A 21,362-nucleotide genomic window follows, 5' to 3' on the forward strand; every position below is an offset into this window, starting at 1 on the left:
GGAAATGGAAATGGAAATGGAAATGGAAATGGAAATGGAAATGGAAATGGAAATGGAAATGGAAATGGAAATGGAAATGGAAATGGAAATGGAAATGGAAATGGAAATGGAAATGGCGTCCCCTAGGGGACTCGAACCCCTGTTACCGCCGTGAAAGGGCGGTGTCCTAGGCCACTAGACGAAGGGGACGCTTCGTTTTCAACATGGCCGTTGAAAGTGGTGCGTATAATAACAGCGAATTATCCGAGCGCAAGCTTTTTCTTTAAAAATCAAAGCACTAGAGGAAAACTGACTCACTTCCGCTTTAAACTCTCTGGTTCTTTAATGATCTCGATGATATAAAAACCCAAATACTGAGGTTGCTATATCGCCAGGAATGAGCAAATTTTATGAAACTGAATATTATCGAGTGTGACGAGTTACATCCTGACCTGACCAAAGACTACTGCGGCTACGGGAGGATGTTCGAACAGTATCTTGGCTCATTAGATTCTGAAATCACTTTTCAGCATTTTTCTGCCATCAAGCGCCAACTGCCCAAAACCGTTACCCCACAAGATGTATACCTTCTAACCGGTTCCAAGTATGGGGCCTATGAAGATGACACTTGGATAAAAGAGCTTATTTCCTGGGTAACCAAAGCCTATGAAGCAGGTGGACGATTTATTGGTATCTGTTTTGGACACCAGATACTGGCACAAGCACTGGGAGGCAAAGTCGAAAAAAGCAACAAAGGCTGGGGACTGGGAGTACGGACGGTACCCACTTACAACTCCATCACCTGGGAAAACTATGACAAAAAAACTATCAGCCTTATATATGTACATCAGGATCAGGTAATCGAGCTTCCGGCAAAAGCCTCAATTATTGCGGGTGACGACTTTTGCCCGGTAGCCGGGTTTCGCATAGACAATCAGGTGATAACTTTCCAGGGGCACCCGGAGTTCAATGAGTTATACGCTCGGCGACTATTGGAATTAAGAGAGGAAAGATTTGAAAAAACACTTTACCAGTCCAGCGTAGCCAGCTTGTCCAGTCCAACTGATGCCACTGATCTTGGCAGGCTGATGATTCGATGGGTAAAAGAGCCCGGCTCACCGGTCAATTAAGCTAAATAATCGTTATTTCCTTACACACTTTCACCGAGGGGCATACAAAATATGCCCCAGAACGGAATATATCGCCTCTACGGCTCAAACCATTAACTAGTTCAGTATTCGTGTATCAGCCTGTCTGCCAGCCAAGTCGCCAACAAACAAATAGCCCTTACTTCTCACTGTTTTAATTCTACGGGGATGTACCGGATCATCGCCAACTTTTGGTCGAATTCGGCTGACACGAACATCCACCGAGCGGTCTTGTCCATCGTATTCAATTCCACGAAGCTTATTAAAAATCTCCTCTCTGGTCATAATCTGGCCTGCATGACTTGATAATAACCATAACAAATCAAACTCAGCACTGGTCAGTTCAATCGGCGCATTGTTCAACCAGGCCTCTCTCATTGTGTTATCAATGACCAGATCACCAAAATTAAGCCGCTCTTTACCGTCTTCTTCTTCGACAGTGATCGTTTTATTCGTTCTCCGCAGATGCGCCTGAATTCTTGCCAGCATAACCCTATGTGACACTGGTTTACATATATAGTCATCCGCCCCCATATCCAGGCACAAAACTTCATCAAGCTCATCGCTGCGCCCACTCAACATAATAACGGGGCCGGTATAATGACGCCGGGATAACTTGCATACTGTCAATCCATTTTCCCCCGGAATATTCAGCTCCAGCATCACCAACTGCGGTTGTTGGGTTTGAATTCTACTCAATGCCTGTGCGCCATCGCTAATAACCTCGACCAAATATCCACTACCCTGCAAATATTCGCTCAGTGGTTTGGAAAACGAATGATCACCATCGACAATCAGGATCTTTTGTTTTGAATTTGTATCGCTTTTTTGCGTCACTATGCATTCCACCACGCTGTCATACACACATTCACATGGAACATCCATGTAAAACATTTCTGATTATCTTTAACTGTAGACCGCTTCTCAGTATATGCTTAATACCAGACGCTGGTCATTTAATACCAAAAAGCTATAAAAATATAACAAATAATACATTATGAGTATAAAACTGATATTTGAAGGCGACTCTATTACTGATTCGTCACGGAACAGGCTTGATAAACAGGCCAACAGAAGCGAAGTATTGGGGTGTGGATATAGCACACTGCTAGCCAGCCACTTACTAACACAGACAAACAATCTGAAGATTTTTAACCGGGCCATATCAGGCAATAAAGTAGCGGACGTTCTATGCCGTGGAGCAAAAGTCATGGCAGAAATCCGTGCTGACTGGTTGTCCTTGCTCATCGGCATCAATGATATCTGGCACACGTTAGCCATGTCGAAAAGACCAGTACCCGAAGATATCGCTGATGGTCTCGATCAATATCTACAGCTGCTCCACACATATAACCCAAATATTAGGATTATACTGATGGAACCTTTTGCACAATTATCTAAAGAGGTGAGCACGGAATGGTTTACATTCCTCAAACCGCTCCAGCACTATGAAAAAGAACTGGCCAACAAATACCAGTGCATCTGGGTACCCACTCAGGAAGCACTAGACCAAAGCGCTGACAAACTAGGGGCAAACCATGTGTTGTGGGACGGGGTCCATCCCACCCCCGCCGGACACATGATCATCGCCAGACAATGGCTTTCATACACAGAAACATTACAGCAACTACTTAATTAGACCGGGGAAAATACAGCGTCTTGCTATTCGCTCATAGCAATCAGACTGGCATTACCTCCGGCTGCTGTTGTATCCACACAGATATGACGTTCGTGAATCAATCTTTCCGGCTGAGAAAAGTCCGTAATCAAAGGAATTAGCTCTCCCCCTCGGGAGGCCAATTCCTGTCGATAACGAGTCAGCACACTCTGTGAAGCAGAACTGAGTACCGCCTGAAAACCAGAAGCCTCACGCAACGCTTCACTAGCAAGTTTGCCCTCTATCGACATTACGGGATATCCATGGCTACGCAAAATCTCTACGAAATCGGCAATACCAGCTGCAACAGCAATCACCCTATTTCCCTGCCATAAGGCGGATAATATCTGCCTCTTAGCTGCCATAGGCGTTGGCCCCAAACATAAGACGACTCCCCGACCATGACAGATCAGGGTGTTTTTTTCGCCGACGGGCCCCGGCATAGTCTCCACTGTTTTATTGAGCTTTTGTGGCCAACTGGATAGCGTTGGGAACACAGGTTTAATATCTGCCAGATCCAACACCAGCGGTGCTGCATCCAGATGTTTCAATTCTCGAATGGCTTGAGCCAACCTGTCGGGATCAATCAAATCAGCTGATTGTTCACTCACGGGAAATTCATCAACAGCCACCGCACTACGAAAACGCTGAACATAATAAGGCCCCCCCGCTTTTGGTCCGGTTCCTGATAAACCCTCACCACCAAAAGGTTGAGAACCAACCACCGCACCGATCTGATTGCGGTTAATATATATGTTGCCAACTTTCATTCGTGAAGCAATATCGCGTTGGCGGGTTTCCAGTCGAGTATGCAAGCCAAATGTCAAACCATAGCCTTTAGCATTAATTGCGTTGATTACATCATTCAATTCGGAAGACGCGAACGTCGCAACATGCAGCACTGGGCCAAAGATTTCCTCCTCCAACTGTTCAATACCTGTCACTCGAATCATCGCCGGGGGAACATACAAACCCGACTTAGGCACTTCAAGTGCTTTAATTAAGTGCCCCTGGCGTCGATGATAATCACAATAGGCCAGTATTTTTTCCCTGGCTTCCTGATCAATGACCGGTCCAATATCTGTCTCAAGGTGCCATGGGTCAGAAATATTCAGTTCATCCATGGCACCGGACAGCATCATTACCAAGGCATCCGCAATATCCTGTTGTACATAGAGTATTCTTAACGCAGAACAGCGTTGCCCTGCACTTTGAAAAGAAGAGGCCAGCACATCACGAACCACTTGTTCCAACAACGCACTCGAATCCACAATCATCGCATTCAGACCGCCGGTTTCTGCGATCAAAGGAACATCCGGTGCCATATGATTTGCCATAGCACGATTGATCAATTGGGCAGTGGAGGTCGAACCTGTAAAGCAAACAGCAGACATTCTGGGGTCTGCCGTCAATGCAGCACCAACACTCTCCCCGGTTCCAGGCAGCAACTGCAATACATCACGAGGCACCCCCGCCTCGTACATCAGTTCAACTGCCCGCACAGCAGTCAGTATCGTTTGCTCTGCCGGTTTGGCAATAACACTATTACCCGCTGCAATGGCGGCGAGCACTTGACCACTAAAAATGGCCAGTGGGAAGTTCCAAGGCGAAATACAAACAACCGTTCCCCGACAACGGCCACTTTCTCCAACACGCTGAGCTTCTGACGCATAAAAACGAGCAAAATCCACGGCTTCCCTGACTTCTGCGATAGCATCGGGCAATGTTTTACCTGCCTCACGACAAACTAATGCAAACAATTCACTGGCATGACTTTCAAATAGTTCTGCAATCCGATTTAGCACCACAGTCCGGTCACTCGCATTGCTCACTGACCAAGTCCTGGCACCTTCCTGAGAAGCAAGGATCGCTTGCTCGATATCCTGCTGAGTAGACATTTGAATTTGTCCGACAATATCTGCGGGATTTGCCGGGTTCACAACATCAAGTTTTTCACCTTCACGCGACTCTCCTGAGATCATTGGAACCCCTTGCCAAGTGTGCTCCCTAAATATGTCTCGTGACTGCAGCAGAGCAGTAACGGCCTCTGGATCAGTCAAATCCCAGCCCAGTGCATTTTTTCTAGTCGGCGCAAATAAGTTTTCGGGACGGGTAATTCTGCTACTTGGAGCAAAGGATTTAAGGTTAAATGGATCCTGAGCAATCTGTTCAGCTGACATTCCTGCATCAGCAATCTGATGCACAAAGGAGCTATTAGCGCCATTCTCCAACAGACGTCGTACCAGATAAGCGAGCAAGTCTTCATGCGCACCAACCGGTGCGTAAATCCGGCAACGGTAGCCCGACTGCCTCATGACCGCATCATAAAGAGACTCACCCATGCCATGCAGACGCTGAAACTCAAAATTATTCTGACCATCGGCGAGATGCTGTACAGCTGCAACCGTATGAGCATTATGAGTGGCGAACTGCGGATAAATACGGTCCGTCATACCAAACAATTTACGGGCACAAGCAATATAGGAAATATCGCTATGTGCTTTTCGGGTAAAAACCGGGAACCCAGAAAGACCAAGAACCTGAGCACGTTTAATCTCTGCATCCCAATAGGCGCCTTTGACTAGGCGAACCATGATGCGTCGATCCAACGTTTTTGCCAGAGCATACAACCAGTCAATTACATAGGATGCGCGAGGTCCATAGGCCTGAACCACCACACCAAAACCATCCCACCCGGCAAGACTTTCATCTTCTAGTACAGTTTCAATAATATCCAGCGACAACTCCAACCGGTCCATTTCTTCAGCATCGATATTGAAACTCATATTCGCGGCTCTGGCCTGTTGTGCCAATTCAAGGACACGAGGAACCAGTACCGTCATTACCCGTTCTTTCTGAGAATATTCATAGCGGGAAAACAAAGCGGACAGTTTGACTGAGATACCCGGATTCTCACGCACATCCGTATGACTGCTTTGTGATTTTAGTACCGCTATCGCATCTTTATATTTATCAAGATAACGTACCGCATCACGCTCTGTCCGTGCAGCTTCGCCAAGCATATCAAAGGAGTACCGGTAACCTTGCGATTGGCGGCCAGCGGATCGTCTCAAGGCCTCCTGAATATTACGTCCCAATACAAACTGACGCCCCAACTCTTTCATAACCTGGATAGTAAAAAACAACACCACAGGTTGAACAATCATCCGGACCAATCTGGCCATTAGTCCATTAGAGGAAATCGATAATAATGCTGCGGTAAACTGAAGCATCCGAGTGGTTAAATTGACCAACAGAAAGGATGACTGGCCCACATGGTCTTTCCAGCGGCCCGGGACCAGTTTATCGATGATCAATTGCCGGGCAGTTGAAGCATCAGGAACCCGTAATAGCGCTTCCGCAAGACTCATCAAAGCAACACCTTCAGATGTCCCCAAGCCATATTCCGCCAGAAACTGCTCCATCATGGTAGGCTTTGAGTTTTTTCTGACCGAGCCAATCATGGTAACAGCCCGCTGAACAACAGACCGACACCCTTCTTCCGATAATTCAGCTTCATGTTTCAATTTTTCTACGACTTCAGATTCATCCGCCAGATAGTGTCGACGTATCTCATCGCGCAGTAGATCCAGCGTTGCTGAGTTCGACATATTGGTAGCACCCATGGTTCTCACATCCCCGATAGTTGGAATTATGGCTAAAGATCATAGCCTTATTGCCAATATCAACTTCACCAAATAATTGATAAAAACCAGATCATTTCATTATTATTTACTGGATATAAGAAGCAAAATCCTAATAAAGTGTAGCCAATCAATCTATTAGCCTAAAAACAGGAAATCGATTTGAAACTCGATAAATTTGATCGGGCCATCCTTGCTGAGTTGCAAGGCAATGCTCGTATGACCGTGACAGAGCTTGCTTCCAAAGTAGGCTTGTCAAAAACTCCCTGCCAAATCCGTATGAGGCGTCTGGAAGAACAAGGTTACATCCTTAGCTATAATGCTCACATCAATCAGGCCAAACTGGGCTGTAATTATATTGCCTTTGTACAAGTCACTATGAATGACACCAGTAGTGAAGCTCTACGGGCATTTAATGAACGGGTAAGAAAGTCATCGGTCATAGAGCAATGCCATATGATCGCTGGGAATTTCGACTATCTGTTGAAAGTCCGCACTACAGACATGGAGTCTTATCGAAGGGTATTGGGAGAAGAAATATCCTCCCTGCCCCATGTCAAACAAACCAGTACCTTTGTTGTCATGGAAGCAGTCAAGGACAGTCTGGAATATACATAAACACCTGCGTTGAAAGCCAGTAACACCTGTAGGCTACCGGCTTTCGCAGACTAAGGCTTATTCAGGGTAGATTAGCGTCCAAATGGAGGCATCCCACCAGGCGGCAATCCACCTCCACCTGGCATCATTCCTTTCATTCCACGCATCATTTTTGCCATACCACCTTTGCTGCCCACTTTCTTCATCATCTTCTGCATTTGCTTATGCTGCTTTAGAACTCTGTTTACATCCTGTATCTGGGTACCGGACCCCAAAGCAATACGACGTTTTCTAGAACCGTTGATCTTATCGGGCCAGTGCCGCTCCACAGGTGTCATGGAATCAATAATTGCCGCCATTTGCGACATTTGTTTTTCAGCACCGACCATCTGGTTGGCCATCTGCCCAGCATTTCCCATGCCAGGCAGCTTATCCATCATCCCCATCAGTCCGCCCATATTATTCATTTGCGACAGCTGATCACGAAAATCCTGCAGGTCAAAACCCTTGCCTTTCTGAATCTTTTTGGCCAGTTTTTCGGCTTGTTGCTTATCGACCTTACGCTCGACTTCCTCAATCAGAGAAAGAATATCACCCATGTCGAGAATTCGGGATGCCATTCGATCAGGATAAAATGGCTCCAGTGCATCAGTTTTTTCGCCAATACCAGTAAACTTGATGGGCTTACCGGTAATTTGCCTGACCGATAAGGCCGCACCACCACGGGCATCACCGTCGGCTTTGGTCAGAATCACCCCAGTTAAAGGCAGCGCATCTGCAAACGCTTTGGCAGTGTTGGCAGCATCCTGACCTGTCATGGCATCCACTACAAACAGGGTTTCTTTTGGCTCTACCGCCTGATGCAGATCCTTGATCTCAGCCATCATTGCCTGATCGACCGCCAGCCGTCCGGCTGTATCCAGAATCAGCACATCAACATATTGTTTTCGGGCAGCCTCTATCGCCGCGTTGGCAATATCAATAGGTTTTTGGTCAGCACTACTGGGGAAAAATAGCGCCCCGACTTCCGCTGCCAGAGTTTCCAATTGCTTGATCGCCGCCGGCCGGTATACGTCGGCGGATACAACCATCACTTTCTTTTTTTCTCGCTCACTCAAAAAACGAGCCAGTTTGGCAGTTGAGGTGGTTTTACCAGCCCCCTGCAGACCTGCCATCAGCAGAACCACTGGCGGTTGCGATGCCATATCAAGGGAAACATTTTCATCTCCCATCACATGAACCAGTTCAGAATGAACAATCTTGATAAACTGCTGGCCAGGGTTCAGTGCCTGGGATACTTCCGCCCCCAGAGACCGGTCTTTAACCCTGTTTATAAAATCTTTAACCACAGGCAAAGCAACATCGGCTTCCAACAACGCCATGCGTACTTCACGCAACGTATCCTTGATGTTGTCTTCGGTGAGCTTGGCTTGGCCCTTAATGGCTTTTAATGTTTGATTGAGGCGTTCGGTCAGATTCTTGAACATAATCTATCGCTTTGCTTGAACCCAAAAGTATAAAAGCTGCGATTATACGCTGGACAGGCAGCGGTTAACACCAGTTGCCATATTTTTAATCCTACCACCCGGGATGTCATTTCCGTTGCTCCGGACATTGTGAGAGAATGTTAGCTGTTCGAAACCATCTATCTGGAAAGGCATATTATTGATGATTCCGGCTTTACTAGCAGGTACCGGCTATCTGCTTGCATTTTGTTTGCAGTCACTCAAACTCTTCAGAAAATCAGATTATTCAAAAAGTGTCATCCTGATGGTGACAGGCATCGCCAGTGCTTTGCACTTGGTTGCTGCAACGCAGGAAATCATCACCGATAAAGGGATTGATTTAGGCTTTTTCAATGTGGCATCGCTGATTGCCTGGATGTTTACCATTTTACTGACGTTCAGCTCAGTCAAAAAATCTCTTGATAATCTGTTGATCGCATTGCTACCCATCAGCATGTTGTCTGTATTGCTGGCGGGATTCATGCCGTCAGCATACATACCCAGGCAAGATTTTGATCCGGGTATCCTGGCTCATATATTAGTCTCAATCCTGGCATACTCCATCCTGACTATTGGTGCCGCTAATGCCGGTATCCTGCTTTACCAGCATAAACGTTTGAAATCGCACCATCCGCGTAGAATGATCTGGGGATTACCTCCCTTGCAAACCTTGGAGCGCCTGCTGTTTGAGATCACAGTTCTGGGTATGGTGGCTTTGACCGCTTCCATATTGTCCGGGCTTCTATTTGTGGAGGACATGTTTGCCCAACACCTGATTCACAAAACCGTATTGACCATCATAGCCTGGATCCTCTACTCCATTTTACTGTATGGGCACTTTGTGAAAGGCTGGCGTGGACAAACCGCTGCCAGATGGTCGTTGACAGCGTTTTTCTTCTTGATTATTGCTTTTTTTGGAACAAAATTTGTACTGGAGCTGATATTGCATCGCGAATAATGCTGTCGGAATCTCGAAAAGTGAGAAGTTTTTCCGCTGAATTCTTGACAGAACCCCAAGTCACACTTTAAAACACACCCTAATTGAATTATACGGATTCCCCGTTTGGAAGATTTGCCCATAGCGGTGCTGTTTGCAGCACTGGCCACCCTACTACTCCTATCAGCGTTTTTTTCCAGCTCAGAAACCGGGATGATGTCGTTAAATCGATATCGTCTGAAACACCTTGCAAATAAGGGGCATAAGGGGGCAAAAAGAGCACGCTCCCTGCTTGATGTACCTGACCGGCTTATTGGTGTCATTCTGATTGGCAACAACCTGGTCAACATCGCCGCTGCCCAGCTGACAACACTCATTGCAATCAAACTGGCTCCTGCCAGTCAGGAAGTGGCGATTGCTTTGGGGGGAATTTTATTAACCTTGGCCGTTCTATTATTTGCTGAGGTAACCCCAAAAACACTGGCTCAGATGCATCCTGAACGTATTGCTTTCCCTGCATCTCACGTATTGATTCCATTGCTCAAGCTACTCTACCCTTTGGTATGGTCTATCAATCAGAGTGTCAATATCCTTTTGTGGATTTTCCGAATCCGAAAACCAGAGGTCGCTCACGACGCATTGACCAAAGATGAGCTGAAAACTCTAGTGAATGAAAGCGGACATCAATTGAGTCAGGAACGCCAGAATATGCTCATCGGCATCCTGGACCTGGAAAATGTTCGGGTGAATGACATCATGGTGCCACGCAGTGAAGTCGCTGGTATTGACCTGGACGATGACATTGAGTCCATTGCTGAACAGCTTCGCCAAACCGATTACACCAGACTGCCGATCTATAAAGATGATCTAGACAAGGTTGTGGGTATTTTACACATTCGTGATGCAGCTGAATTTCTGTATGCAGACAAGCCAAGCAAAGTGATGCTGAGCAAAAAAGCTCAGGATCCTGTTTTTGTGCCTGAGAATACCTCACTATATAACCAGCTGTTCAATTTTCAGAAAGACAAAGTCAATATTGGTCTTGTCGTAGATGAGTATGGCGATATCCAGGGGCTGGTCACACTAGCCGATATTCTGGAAGAAATTGTTGGTGAGTTCACCACCGACATACCCGGTGATACCAAGGACATTCACCCACAAAGAGATGGGACCTATGTTATCGACGGCAGTACCAGTATTCGGGACATCAACAAAGCTCTGGACTGGTCATTACCCACTATAGGGCCGAAAACTCTCAACGGGCTAATCATCGAGCAACTGGAAGAAATACCAGAAGCCAACGTCAGTATTCGCGTTGGCGACTATTCGATTGAAATCCTGCAAATTAAAGACAATCAAGTCATCGCGGCCAGAGTCCGGAAATTGAAATAGTCCCCCCTGCTGCTGCTATCACAGCAGCAGCATCCTTCTCGTCCCCCAAAAGAACATGCTGCACATTTTTTAGACAATTACTATACTCTTTCAGAATGTAGTTTTTTCCGATGTGATCGACCTTATGAGTCGAAAAGACAAAAACAATAACATGTAGGAGAAGGTACTATGATTTTGAACCATCTATGGGGGCTGTTTTCCCATCCTGACAGAGAATGGGAGTCTATTCGCTCTGAACCCAACACACTTTCCCGTCATTATCTGGCTCACACCATCATTTTGGCGACGGTTCCCGCCGTTTGCGGATATCTGGGATCCACCCATATCGGCTGGACTATTGGAAAGGACGACACAATCTATCGGCTAACATCGGAAAGTGCATTGCAACTCTGTATTTTGTTTTACTTTGCCATGATCGCCGGTGTCTTCATTCTGGGTAAATTCATAGATTTCCTGTCCATTACCTATCAGAGCGAACAGGATGATCACACCCCACGGGGGCTGGCATTGGCAAGTTACACTTCAACACCACTGTTTATGGTCGGGTTGATAGCACTTTTTCCGGTTTTATGGGTCAACATGCTGGTAGTCATGGCAGCGATTGCTTATACGGTTTTTCTATTGTATGAGGGCCTTCCAATCCTGATGAAAATTCCCTCTGAGCGTGGCTTTTTATTCGCGAGTTCGGTTGTGACGGTGGGACTGGTCATGCTGGTTGGCATATTGGCACTGACTGTCATTATCTGGGCACTTGGTATTGGCCCGGTATTCGCGAGTAGCTGAAGACATTCAAGACAGGCGGGTTGGACACCCCGCCTGTTTACATTACACTTCGCGTCCGTTTTTTAACCTCATTGTTTTTTACATGCTAGACAACATCCGTATCATTCTTGTTCAAACTTATCATCCGGGAAACATAGGTTCCGCCGCTAGGGCTATGAAAAATATGGGACTGAAAAATCTGTGGCTGGTCAATCCAGTCGATTTCCCCAGCGAACAGGCGACTGCGATGGCAGCAAATGCTGAAGATATCCTGGGGTCTGCGCAGGTCGTTTCCTGCCTGGCTGATGCTATTGAGAATTGTGGGATGGTCGTTGGCACCAGCGCCCGTGAACGCTCTTTCAATTTGCCGTCACTGCTACCGGGAAACTGCGCCCGTCAGATGATTGCTGAGGCACAGAAATATCCAGTTGCATTGGTCTTTGGGCGGGAAAGAATGGGGCTGCATAATGATGAAATTCAACAATGCCATTTTCAGGTTAATATTCCTGCCAACCCGGAATACCCAGTACTCAACATTGCCCAGGCAATACAAATCTTAAGTTACGAACTCTTCCAGCAATCCCAAGAGATCGGGCACACCAACACATATGAAGAAGCCGAATATCCGCTGCATCGAGAAATTGAACACTTTTACGATCACCTGGAGCAAGTGCTTCAACAACTGGAAGTGATTCGAAAAAGTCATCCGGGTAATACCATGGAGCGTTTTCGGCGACTGTTTCGTCGTGCCAGGCTCGAGAAGCGGGAAATCAGTCTGCTTCGCGGTGTGCTGAGAAATATCCAAAGCCGATTACCAGACTGAAGCAATAGCTTAAGAGCTCGCTTTGACCCGCTGCTTGGTATCAGATACCACACTTTGCTCATGTCGTGTGCCCGCAGAGAACGCCAGTGCCCACAATATCTTGTGAATGAGCCATTGCCCAAATAACGGCATTTTTGGGTACTGGGTCAATTTGATAAACCATTCCTTGCGGTTATATCCAAATTGCAGCATGGCTTTCCACGGAGCCAACCAGAAACGGTCAGAATATTGCTGATCCAGCCAATGAAAGCGACGGCGCATATAGTACAAAGGATATTCAGGCATCAGAGAATAACTGGCAATTCGACCGAACTCCTGACATGAGCCCAACCAATGCCCTAGCTCGGGCGCCTTCACACGGGAAACCAACAATCCGCTGGATACTGCGATTTTTCCAGATCGCCACTTCTGATTGAGTTCTTCCATCATGCCTATCATGGCAAGTTCGGGTAAGGAAAATTCTGAACGAAATCCTGAAAAACTCATTGCTGCCTCACGATTTATTACAAAGCAGTCTGGGGTAACGGCAGCATCAGGCAACAATTTATCTGCTCGGCTGATTTTATGATTAAAGACCCGGGCTAATGGAGATTCATCCCGATAACGACAATGCCCCAATATCAACGCAGGCCCTTGTCGGGTCATCGCATCAATATATTTTAATGAGTTTTTGTCTTCCACAACGGTGTCAGCAGCAATAATCCAACACCAGTCTGCGTTGCTAGTACCAATGGCTCGGTTGACTGAAAATACCCAACCACGGGAGTGTTCGTTGCGAAGAATTTCCACACCTTTGCTTTTTAACACAGCCAAACGGTCCCGTTCTGTATTTCCAGACCCGTCATCCACCACAGTAATACCCAGCTTCATCTGCTCAGGTCGAACCAGACCAGCAATTGTCTTTAAGAGCCGATAAACATCAGAAGACTGATTGCTGGCAATAATCACAATATTGAGGCGGATAACTTTCAGAACTAATTTACTCATGAGCAACTCCATTTAGATGCCACTCACTTTAAATCCGATTGATCAACACCTCCAGCGAAGTTGTGATTTTGGTGAACCAGACACTGTACGTAACGTGTACCAGTTCAAGCTAAACAACTGCTTTATCCAGATTCAGCCACTATTCATGCCCAGAGGTCTAACTTAATTCAGCGATATTTTCAGTTCATTCCGATGTGCAGAGGCAGTGTGGATATGAGCATAAATCAGAAGATAATTTTACTCACCAGTCACGAGTACTCATCTCCCGATAAGCCTTTACTCGTAAAACTGGTTCAGGAAGGGTTTGATCTGTTATTGATAGCAGGGAAAAACGCCAGATCATGGGAAAAAATGGTCGATGCAATGATAATGCAACAACCTTCTTCTCATGATCCAGCACACAAACCTTGTGTTATTAGCTTCAACCAGTCAACCATTAGTCAGTTGATTGGTATGGCTATGAACTGTCCAGATAAGAACAACCATAATATCCGGATGATCAAAACCTGACGCAGTCAACCGCCAGCCAGCTTAACTGAAAACCCTCGCTTATTCAGCTCAGCTAGCAGTTTTTGCCGTTGATCACCCTGAATTTCGATGTTGCTTCCTTTGACCGCTCCACCAGTTCCACAATTTTTCTTGAGTTCTTTGGAAAGCTTTTCCAGCTCGGAATGAGTTAAGGGCAGCTCTTTGACCACTGTTACCCCTTTACCATTACGCCCTTTGGTTTCTAACCAAATCCGCACATTTCCTGAACCCAGTATCTCTTCTTCAGTACCGCAGACGCACTGGTCGAGAGCATGCTCACAGGCAGGACATACCCGGCCTTTTTCTGTGCTAAAAACCAAACCGCCCAAGGACGAAAAACCATGTGACTTAGAGGAACGTTTGGACATATATAACCTTATGAAATCAGTTACTGTCGTTAGTATGTAATTGGTTATCTGGTCGAACCTGTACGTTCTGTACCAATGTAGATCCGTCATCAAATGTTAGCGTCAGTTCGACTTCAGCCCCTACCGGCAAAGGCTTATTCAACTTAATTAACATAACATGATAACCACCAGGCTTGAACATAACCGATGAATGTGCAGGAATCTTCACTCCTGCTTTAACTTCACGCATTTTCATCATGCCATCCGCCATCGTGTGCTCATGAACCTGAGTTAACGAGGCAACCTCAGTGGATGCTGAAACAATAATTCTGTCCTCATCACTATCATTTTTGACAGTAAAGAATATTGCCGAGTTTTTCATCACCGGCGGAACTTCCCGCACCCAGGCATTAGCCAAACTCAACTTATCCGCCGCTATCGCAAAACTCACTACCATTGTAAGGAATATTCCTACCAAATATTTCATAATTCACTCCGAATTGTTTTTTTTTAATATGTTTTATGGATCAACTACATACGGAGTTCTGGCGGCGCCCGGGCCCACCGGTGATTATTAAAATACGGAGAGATCTGAACACTGATCCGGACATCACTATGTTCATCAGACAATACATCCTGCAATGAATGGTCAGACAGAAATACAAAGCCGTGCCCAGCTTCACATTGCACCACACATGCTGAACAAAACGTGGTTGATCCGTTATCAGAGTCCTTATCCAAAATAAGTTGGGAAAAACCACATATACGGTAGATGAACGCATTATCTGCGATCGAAATCGGTGCGCTCCACTGTAAAGCGAGTAATAACCATACCAATGGTAGCACCCGGGTAAGTGTTGACCGACGATAAAAGTATCTTCGATGATTGCCCTGACGTTGTCTCATGGCGCGTAGGTCTGACCACTTATGCGTTGAATATTTTGCTGATTCACAATAACAGCTGCATACATCGCCAACAACTTGTTCGTGACCGGACCATCCAACCCAGCCGTACGCTCAGAAAAATATCGTTCCGCACGGGCAAGCTCCTCATCAGTACATTGTGCCACCAAGGCCTCTGCATCACCCAACCCCGTTTTCTGGGCTGCCAGAACATTCGTGGCAAAGCACCGGTAGCCTGAAATAATGGCCCGGTCTAAATATTCAGCCACTTCTTTGGCACTGTCAAAGTCCTGGGTAATTGGCTGCCCAAAGTTCAGATGCACCCTGCCTTTGTAACCAACGATTCCTCGAGAAATACTCATGATATCTTCGTGATCCTGTTTTTCATAAGTACCGGAGGACTCTTTCTGATGAAGCTCCTGCGCTTTGGTCTGATCACAAGGGTCATATTCATAGGCGATAGCCACCGGAACTATTCGTAACTCACGAATATAGTCGGAAAACGATTGATCCTTGGGTCGATTCAGAGCAATCATTGAGATGAGTGCCGGATTGGTCAGATCATTTCCGTCCTTTGCCCGCCCCTCTCTTTGAGCGATCCAGATATGTTGTTTTTCTTTGGTTAATGAAAAATATATGTACTCGCTCAACAATTTTGAGGCCGCAAGTTTCTCACGTTTGCCCTCTGCAGAGCGGTTAACAATGAAGCTTTTGTTCAGGCGCATCAGATCGGATACCCAATCTTTGGTCAGCAAATTATCGCCGATGGCAATCCGGACGGTATCTTCCCCGCTAGTATGGAGCGCCCAGTTCACAAAGGCCGGATCCATAGCGATATCACGATGGTTACTGATAAACAGGCACGGTTTACTCAGATCAATGTCATCCAATCCGGAAGTTGTAAACTTCGAAGTAGTCGTATCGATCATTTGCTGCATATACGGTTCAATCAACAGCTGAAACTCACGAACCGTTTTAACTTTGGAGAGATGATGACTGATAACCCAGCGGGTAAGCATCTTCAGAAAGGGACGTGCTAACCGATGCCAATGGGCGAAGCGATAAGTCACAATAATATCAATCAGCTCAGGATTGTGCTTAAACTTGGTTAAGACTTCTTGCAGGTCTGCATCACAATATGGTCGGATTGAGTCAAATTTATTCATTAATACCCCTCTAGGTGAAGGCGCGCATTTTGCCTCGACTTGGGGATAAACAGCAAATCCAAAAAAAAAGGCCTCAATATTGAGGCCGCAGACACAGCACAAGCAAAACCCGCAGCAGATTTAGCTTCTACCTGGAGACTTAAAACTTTCATAGTTGTTAGCAAAACAAGTGCCAGCCCCCTAAAGGCTTGATTCTACGGGCCGGTTGGCGTTCAAAATACCAACGCAGTGATTTATTTTTGGGCGTTCTGATTGATTCTTGGGCACACATCAATCGAGAATAATGACTTTGCACAGATTATTGAGTTGTATCAATTATGAGTTCAGTTAAGACCTGGTTGGATCAGGCTTGGTTTATCAATATATCGGCACTGGTAGCTGGAGCCCTGTTTCCACTGTCTATGGCACCTCTTCAGCTATGGCCGCTCGGGTTATTAAGTCAAGCGTGGCTGGGGTTCCTAGCTCTGCGGAACCCGTCTTTCAGTCCCTGGAGTGGCTGGCTCTACGGCTTTGGCTTTTTTGGTGTTGGCTTCAGTTGGGTCTATGAAAGTATTCGCACGGTAGGCACGTCACTTCCGGCCGCAGCACTGATGACGTTGTTTTTTTGTATGGCGCTGGCACTGTTGTTCTGGTGCCAGATCTGGATATTTAAACATCTGCGAGCACACCGACTGAACCGGGATGCACTGCTGTTCGTAGCTTTGTGGGTTGTCTTTGAGTGGCTGCGTACATGGTTCCTGACAGGATTACCCTGGTTATATTCCGGATACAGCATGACGGATACCTGGCTTGCCGGTTATGCCCCTATCATTGGAATCTTTGGAATATCCAGCCTCACCACAGCCTTTGCTATCTGGTGCGCAGCCCTGGCCATTCGCCAGCACCAAAAACAACTGATTGTTCTACTTCTGCTGACCGTCTCGGTTCTGGCCGGAGGCTATACGCTTGATGGCAAAACCTGGGTTCAGGTCATAAACCAGCCTATCAAAGTCGTCGCACTACAGGGAAATATCGATCAGCGCATCAAATGGGAAAGTGGCCAGCAGCTTTATAATTATCAGACTTATTGGGATATGACAGAACAACATCTCGATGCAGACCTGATTGTCTGGCCAGAATCATCGATTACCCAATTGCTATCCGAAGCAGGCGGTATACTCGCTGAACTTGATCAGCTTGGCATGTCCAGTCACACCGGGATTATCGCCGGGTTAATTGCCGACGGCATGAATAACGATGGACCAGTGTTTTATAACAGCGTCGTAGGACTGGGACTGGCCAGTGGTCGATACAACAAAACCAAGCTGGTACCTTTTGGAGAATATATTCCCTTTTCGCACGCACTGCGTGGTGTGCTCAGAATTCTGGATATCCCTATGTCTTCTCTGACACCGGGACATAACAAAACCGCGACGCTCAAGATGGGAACTTTACAACTGGGTCAAATCATTTGTTCCGAAGTGACCTACCCCGGATTGGTCATGAACACCGCCGAAGTCAGTAATTTAATGGTCATTGTCAGCAATGATGCCTGGTTTGGAGACTCTCTCGGTCCATATCAGCACTTACAGATTGTTCGCATGCGTGCAATGGAAACGCAACGTCCCATGGTGCGGGCCACTCAGGATGGAATCAGCGCGATCATCGATTATCATGGCAAAATTCTGACCAGCGCACCGAAATATGTTCGTACTGCCCTTACACATGAACTCTCCCCGGTAACCGGGGAAACACCGTACATGAAGTTTGGTTACACTTGGATTATCAGTCTGTGGCTGCTCGTCGTGGTATTTCAGGCGTTATCGGGTTGGTTTTTCAAACGTAGGAACAAGCATATCGCAGAGTCACTGTAGACTCTGCGGCTAGTGTTTCTGGTTATCCTGGTACAAGAAGACAGAGTGACCGCAGTTAGAGCATGGCGCTAGTTTCTGAGCCACAAAAACCGGGTGCGGCTCACCACATATTTCACAATACAGTATCGCTGCCGGAGCCAGTTCTCCGGCATGAAAAAGCCCAAACTGATCCCGCAGACGATACATCTGATCCATCCAGTCCAACTCCTTTTGTGCCTCTCCTGTTCGCATGACATCACTCATAAGGGCATCCGCTAGGGTAAAATCCAATACCGGGGAAATTTCAGCCAAAGAGACTTCATTTTCAGTCCACTGGGTCTTGGTGGTTTTTTCCGACATCTCTCATATCACATCAACTATTGTCTGTAATATGACTATAGCTCAGGTTCCAAAATTTGCAGCATTTTTCAGTGTTATGACAAAACTGAGATAGAGCTGTTTCAGAGCAGCCATAACTCCGCTAAAATCCGTTCCTCACTGTACCCTGTGCAGCATTTTTCTATCCAGTTTCGTTTAAAGAGAGTCCTAAACCAATATGGAAGCCAGTTATTCACCCAAGGCTATCGAAGCCAAGGTTCAATCCCTTTGGGAAGAAAATGAAGTCTTTAAAGCTGTCATGGATGCCAATAAAGAAAAATACTATTGCCTGTCCATGCTTCCATATCCCAGTGGCCGACTACACATGGGCCATGTCAGAAATTACACCATTGGCGATGTCATGTGTCGTTACCAGCGCATGAAAGGTAAAAACGTACTACAACCAATCGGTTGGGACGCGTTCGGCATGCCCGCCGAAAACGCAGCGATCAAAAACGGTGTTGCACCAGCCAAGTGGACTTATGAAAACATCGCAGACATGAAAACCCAGCTTAAAAGTCTTGGTTTTGCCTATGACTGGAGTCGCGAAGTCACCACGTGCAGCCCGGACTACTACAAATGGGAACAATGGTTTTTCACCCGACTGGTCGAGAAAGGCCTGGCTTATCGCAAAACATCGCATGTCAACTGGTGCCCCAATGACATGACCGTTCTGGCAAATGAACAGGTTCATGATGGCTGCTGCTGGCGTTGCGACACCCCCGTCGAGCGCAAAGAAATGGATCAGTGGTTTATCAAAACCACGGCCTATGCCGATGAACTGCTCAGTGGCCTTGACAATCTGCCGGGCTGGCCGGAACAGGTCAAGGAAATGCAGCGCAATTGGATCGGTAAATCCTTCGGCGCTGAAATTGTCTTTAAACTGAAAGATTCCGATACCTCTCTGCAGGTCTACACCACTCGCCCAGATACGCTGATGGGGGCAACTTATGTGGCCATTGCAGCTGATCACCCATTGTCCCGCCAGATGGCTGACACCAATGAGACTCTGGCCCGCTTTATCGAAGACTGCCGGCAAATGACAACCTCTGAAGCAGACATGGCGACGATGGAGAAAAAAGGGGTCGCCACCGGACTGACGGTGATTCATCCGTTAACCGGTGATGAATTACCTGTCTGGAGTGCTAACTTCGTACTGATGGATTACGGTTCTGGTGCCGTTATGAGCGTACCGGGACATGATCAGCGCGACTGGGAGTTTGCCAAAAAATATGGCCTGCCCATTAAACAGGTCATTGCCCCAGCTAATGACGAAGCCTGTGATCTTGAAACAGCCGCATTTACCGACAAAGGTATTCTGGTCAACTCAGGTGAATTTGATGGTCTCTCCAGTGCCGAAGCGTTTGACCGAATCACTGATAAACTGACGACAATGGATCAGGGTAAGAAAACCACTAACTACCGTCTGCGGGATTGGGGTGTCAGTCGCCAGCGTTATTGGGGTGCCCCAATTCCGATGGTATATGTGGATGGTGAGTTGAAACCAGCTGAACAATTTCCGGTCGAGTTGCCCATTGACGTGACATTTGACGGTATCAATTCGCCGATCAAAAACAACCCCGATTTTGAAAACGTCGAGCATCAGGGCAAGCCTGCCAAACGGGAAACAGACACATTCGACACTTTCATGGAGTCCAGCTGGTACTATGCCCGTTACTGCACTCCTCATGCGGATCAAATGCTTGAACCGGAAGAAGCCAACTACTGGTTACCGGCAGACCAATATGTCGGTGGTATCGAACACGCCACCATGCACCTGATTTATGCCCGTTTTTACTACAAGGCATTGCGCGATGAAGGCATCATCAAAACCGACGAGCCCTTTACCAATCTACTGTGCCAGGGAATGGTACTGGCTGACACCTGGTACCAGGAGCCGAATCATGGTGCCAAAGAGTGGGTCCCGATCAACGACGTTCAGCCCGAAACCGATGACAAAGGAAAAATCATTGGTGGCAAGCGCATCAGCGATGACTCACCGGTCATTTACGGTGGCATGGCCAAAATGTCCAAATCAAAACTGAATGGTATCGATCCGCAGGAAGCCATTGATCAATACGGCGCAGATACCGTCAGATTGTATTCCATGTTTGCGGCACCACCGGAACAAACACTGGAATGGACCGAATCCGGCGTTCAGGGAGCTCAGAAGTTCCTACAACGATTGTGGCGTCTGGCGCATTCGTTCAGCGACAAAGCATCAATACCGGCTATCGACAAAACAGCTTTAACAGACGTGCAAAAAGATCTGCGTCGTAAAACCCATGAAACCATTAAGGGTGTAACGCACGATTTTGAACAACGGTTCACCTACAACACCGCGATAGCCAAAATCATGGAGTTGTTTAATGCCGCTAACAAATTTGAAATGGAAAACGGGCAGGACCAGGCAGTCGTTTACGAGGCACTCGAAGCCATGATCAAAATGCTGTCACCCATCTCGCCTCATATTTGTCACGAGTTGTGGTCATCCATGCATAAAAATGGCCTGATCCTCGATACCAGCTGGCCAGAGGTGGATGATGAAGCATTGACCAAAGACACCGTGCTATATGTGGTCCAGGTCAATGGTAAAGTTCGTGCCCGACTGGAATTTCCAGCAAATGCATCAAAGCAGGAAATTGAAGCTGAAGCATTGGAACAGGAACACGTTAAGCGATTCCTTGAAGGCGTGACTGTTCGTAAGGTCATTGTAGTGCCGAACAAACTGATCAATATTGTCGCCAAATAAGACATACCGATCAGCACCCAGGGGC

General features: G+C 46.8%; 18 protein-coding genes and 1 tRNA gene. 10 read left to right on the forward strand and 9 right to left on the reverse strand.

From position 1 onward, the window contains the following. Positions 1 to 113: 113 nt before the first annotated feature. Positions 114 to 189 (reverse strand) — tRNA-Glu (locus ACQY6I_RS15500). A gap of 200 nt (positions 190 to 389) precedes the next feature. On the opposite strand from ACQY6I_RS15500, the gene ACQY6I_RS15505 reads away from it, so the two are divergent. After that, on the forward strand, positions 390 to 1,109 hold the full coding sequence (locus tag ACQY6I_RS15505) for a glutamine amidotransferase-related protein (protein ID WP_428242406.1): 720 nt from the start codon (positions 390 to 392) through the stop codon (positions 1,107 to 1,109). Between the two features lie 96 nt (positions 1,110 to 1,205). On the opposite strand, the gene ACQY6I_RS15510 is transcribed toward ACQY6I_RS15505, so the two are convergent. Further along, entirely contained in the window at positions 1,206 to 1,964 is a 759-nt protein-coding gene (locus ACQY6I_RS15510) for a winged helix-turn-helix domain-containing protein (RefSeq protein ID WP_428242407.1), read from the reverse strand. A gap of 160 nt (positions 1,965 to 2,124) precedes the next feature. Here ACQY6I_RS15510 and ACQY6I_RS15515 point away from each other — a divergent pair, with 160 nt between their 5' ends. Further along, complete coding sequence (locus tag ACQY6I_RS15515) at positions 2,125 to 2,766, forward strand: GDSL-type esterase/lipase family protein (RefSeq protein ID WP_428242408.1); 642 nt, start codon at positions 2,125 to 2,127, stop codon at positions 2,764 to 2,766. 23 nt (positions 2,767 to 2,789) lie between these two features. On the opposite strand, the gene putA is transcribed toward ACQY6I_RS15515, so the two are convergent. Beyond that, complete coding sequence (putA, locus tag ACQY6I_RS15520) at positions 2,790 to 6,395, reverse strand: bifunctional proline dehydrogenase/L-glutamate gamma-semialdehyde dehydrogenase PutA (RefSeq protein WP_428242409.1); 3,606 nt, start codon at positions 6,393 to 6,395, stop codon at positions 2,790 to 2,792. A 195-nt stretch (positions 6,396 to 6,590) separates the two neighbouring features. On the opposite strand from putA, the gene ACQY6I_RS15525 reads away from it, so the two are divergent. Beyond that, on the forward strand, positions 6,591 to 7,046 hold the full coding sequence (locus tag ACQY6I_RS15525; RefSeq protein ID WP_428242410.1) for an Lrp/AsnC family transcriptional regulator: 456 nt from the start codon (positions 6,591 to 6,593) through the stop codon (positions 7,044 to 7,046). Between the two features lie 71 nt (positions 7,047 to 7,117). Here the strand turns inward: ACQY6I_RS15525 and ffh are convergent, their stop codons facing one another. Then, complete coding sequence (gene ffh / locus ACQY6I_RS15530) at positions 7,118 to 8,512, reverse strand: signal recognition particle protein (RefSeq protein ID WP_428242411.1); 1,395 nt, start codon at positions 8,510 to 8,512, stop codon at positions 7,118 to 7,120. A 181-nt stretch (positions 8,513 to 8,693) separates the two neighbouring features. Between ffh and ACQY6I_RS15535 the strand changes: the two genes are divergently transcribed. The 4 genes from ACQY6I_RS15535 (at position 8,694) to trmJ (ending at position 12,444) form a co-directional block, all read left to right on the forward strand. Beyond that, on the forward strand, positions 8,694 to 9,488 hold the full coding sequence (locus ACQY6I_RS15535; RefSeq protein ID WP_428242412.1) for a cytochrome C assembly family protein: 795 nt from the start codon (positions 8,694 to 8,696) through the stop codon (positions 9,486 to 9,488). Positions 9,489 to 9,593: 105 nt separating this feature from the next. Beyond that, entirely contained in the window at positions 9,594 to 10,859 is a 1,266-nt protein-coding gene (locus ACQY6I_RS15540; RefSeq protein WP_428242413.1) for an HlyC/CorC family transporter, read from the forward strand. Between the two features lie 168 nt (positions 10,860 to 11,027). Next, positions 11,028 to 11,642 (forward strand): Yip1 family protein, encoded by a 615-nt coding sequence (locus tag ACQY6I_RS15545; RefSeq protein WP_428242414.1) that lies wholly within the window; start codon positions 11,028 to 11,030, stop codon positions 11,640 to 11,642. An 82-nt stretch (positions 11,643 to 11,724) separates the two neighbouring features. Further along, positions 11,725 to 12,444 (forward strand): tRNA (cytosine(32)/uridine(32)-2'-O)-methyltransferase TrmJ, encoded by a 720-nt coding sequence (gene trmJ / locus ACQY6I_RS15550; protein WP_428242415.1) that lies wholly within the window; start codon positions 11,725 to 11,727, stop codon positions 12,442 to 12,444. A 9-nt stretch (positions 12,445 to 12,453) separates the two neighbouring features. Here the strand turns inward: trmJ and ACQY6I_RS15555 are convergent, their stop codons facing one another. Beyond that, on the reverse strand, positions 12,454 to 13,431 hold the full coding sequence (locus ACQY6I_RS15555) for a glycosyltransferase family 2 protein (RefSeq protein WP_428242416.1): 978 nt from the start codon (positions 13,429 to 13,431) through the stop codon (positions 12,454 to 12,456). 213 nt (positions 13,432 to 13,644) lie between these two features. Here ACQY6I_RS15555 and ACQY6I_RS15560 point away from each other — a divergent pair, with 213 nt between their 5' ends. Then, a complete protein-coding gene (locus tag ACQY6I_RS15560; RefSeq protein WP_428242417.1) occupies positions 13,645 to 13,941 on the forward strand; it encodes a hypothetical protein in 297 nt (98 codons plus the stop codon). Between the two features lie 5 nt (positions 13,942 to 13,946). On the opposite strand, the gene ACQY6I_RS15565 is transcribed toward ACQY6I_RS15560, so the two are convergent. From ACQY6I_RS15565 to ACQY6I_RS15575, 3 genes are all read right to left on the reverse strand, one after another. After that, entirely contained in the window at positions 13,947 to 14,327 is a 381-nt protein-coding gene (locus tag ACQY6I_RS15565) for a hypothetical protein (protein ID WP_428242418.1), read from the reverse strand. 16 nt (positions 14,328 to 14,343) lie between these two features. Continuing rightward, positions 14,344 to 14,793 (reverse strand): copper chaperone PCu(A)C, encoded by a 450-nt coding sequence (locus ACQY6I_RS15570; RefSeq protein WP_428242419.1) that lies wholly within the window; start codon positions 14,791 to 14,793, stop codon positions 14,344 to 14,346. A gap of 415 nt (positions 14,794 to 15,208) precedes the next feature. Next, on the reverse strand, positions 15,209 to 16,375 hold the full coding sequence (locus tag ACQY6I_RS15575) for a 1-acyl-sn-glycerol-3-phosphate acyltransferase (protein ID WP_428242420.1): 1,167 nt from the start codon (positions 16,373 to 16,375) through the stop codon (positions 15,209 to 15,211). Positions 16,376 to 16,692: 317 nt separating this feature from the next. Here ACQY6I_RS15575 and lnt point away from each other — a divergent pair, with 317 nt between their 5' ends. After that, positions 16,693 to 18,228, forward strand: a complete 1,536-nt coding sequence (gene lnt / locus ACQY6I_RS15580; RefSeq protein ID WP_428242421.1) for an apolipoprotein N-acyltransferase — start codon at positions 16,693 to 16,695, stop codon at positions 18,226 to 18,228. Positions 18,229 to 18,237: 9 nt separating this feature from the next. On the opposite strand, the gene ACQY6I_RS15585 is transcribed toward lnt, so the two are convergent. Further along, positions 18,238 to 18,567: a zinc ribbon-containing protein gene (locus ACQY6I_RS15585; protein ID WP_428242422.1), complete on the reverse strand. Its 330-nt coding sequence runs from the start codon at positions 18,565 to 18,567 to the stop codon at positions 18,238 to 18,240. A 196-nt stretch (positions 18,568 to 18,763) separates the two neighbouring features. On the opposite strand from ACQY6I_RS15585, the gene leuS reads away from it, so the two are divergent. Next, the gene (gene leuS / locus ACQY6I_RS15590) at positions 18,764 to 21,337 is read left to right on the forward strand and encodes a leucine--tRNA ligase (RefSeq protein WP_428242423.1); all 2,574 of its coding nucleotides are present in this window, start codon (positions 18,764 to 18,766) and stop codon (positions 21,335 to 21,337) included. The last annotated feature ends 25 nt before the right edge of the window (positions 21,338 to 21,362 follow it).

The sequence above is a fragment of the Gynuella sp. genome (assembly GCF_050297175.1).
Lineage (GTDB): Bacteria > Pseudomonadota > Gammaproteobacteria > Pseudomonadales > Natronospirillaceae > Gynuella.

Bases quoted from the DNA above. Each gene is read 5' to 3' on its own strand.
- ACQY6I_RS15505 (WP_428242406.1), top strand. From the start codon at position 390: ATGAAACTGAATATTATCGAGTGTGACGAGTTACATCCTGACCTGACC.
- ACQY6I_RS15515 (WP_428242408.1), top strand. From the start codon at position 2,125: ATGAGTATAAAACTGATATTTGAAGGCGACTCTATTACTGATTCGTCA.
- putA (WP_428242409.1), bottom strand. From the start codon at position 6,395: ATGTCGAACTCAGCAACGCTGGATCTACTGCGCGATGAGATACGTCGA.
- ffh (WP_428242411.1), bottom strand. From the start codon at position 8,512: ATGTTCAAGAATCTGACCGAACGCCTCAATCAAACATTAAAAGCCATT.
- ACQY6I_RS15535 (WP_428242412.1), top strand. From the start codon at position 8,694: ATGATTCCGGCTTTACTAGCAGGTACCGGCTATCTGCTTGCATTTTGT.
- ACQY6I_RS15545 (WP_428242414.1), top strand. From the start codon at position 11,028: ATGATTTTGAACCATCTATGGGGGCTGTTTTCCCATCCTGACAGAGAA.
- trmJ (WP_428242415.1), top strand. From the start codon at position 11,725: ATGCTAGACAACATCCGTATCATTCTTGTTCAAACTTATCATCCGGGA.
- ACQY6I_RS15555 (WP_428242416.1), bottom strand. From the start codon at position 13,431: ATGAGTAAATTAGTTCTGAAAGTTATCCGCCTCAATATTGTGATTATT.
- ACQY6I_RS15560 (WP_428242417.1), top strand. From the start codon at position 13,645: ATGAGCATAAATCAGAAGATAATTTTACTCACCAGTCACGAGTACTCA.
- ACQY6I_RS15565 (WP_428242418.1), bottom strand. From the start codon at position 14,327: ATGTCCAAACGTTCCTCTAAGTCACATGGTTTTTCGTCCTTGGGCGGT.
- ACQY6I_RS15570 (WP_428242419.1), bottom strand. From the start codon at position 14,793: ATGAAATATTTGGTAGGAATATTCCTTACAATGGTAGTGAGTTTTGCG.
- ACQY6I_RS15575 (WP_428242420.1), bottom strand. From the start codon at position 16,375: ATGAATAAATTTGACTCAATCCGACCATATTGTGATGCAGACCTGCAA.
- lnt (WP_428242421.1), top strand. From the start codon at position 16,693: ATGAGTTCAGTTAAGACCTGGTTGGATCAGGCTTGGTTTATCAATATA.
- ACQY6I_RS15585 (WP_428242422.1), bottom strand. From the start codon at position 18,567: ATGTCGGAAAAAACCACCAAGACCCAGTGGACTGAAAATGAAGTCTCT.
- leuS (WP_428242423.1), top strand. From the start codon at position 18,764: ATGGAAGCCAGTTATTCACCCAAGGCTATCGAAGCCAAGGTTCAATCC.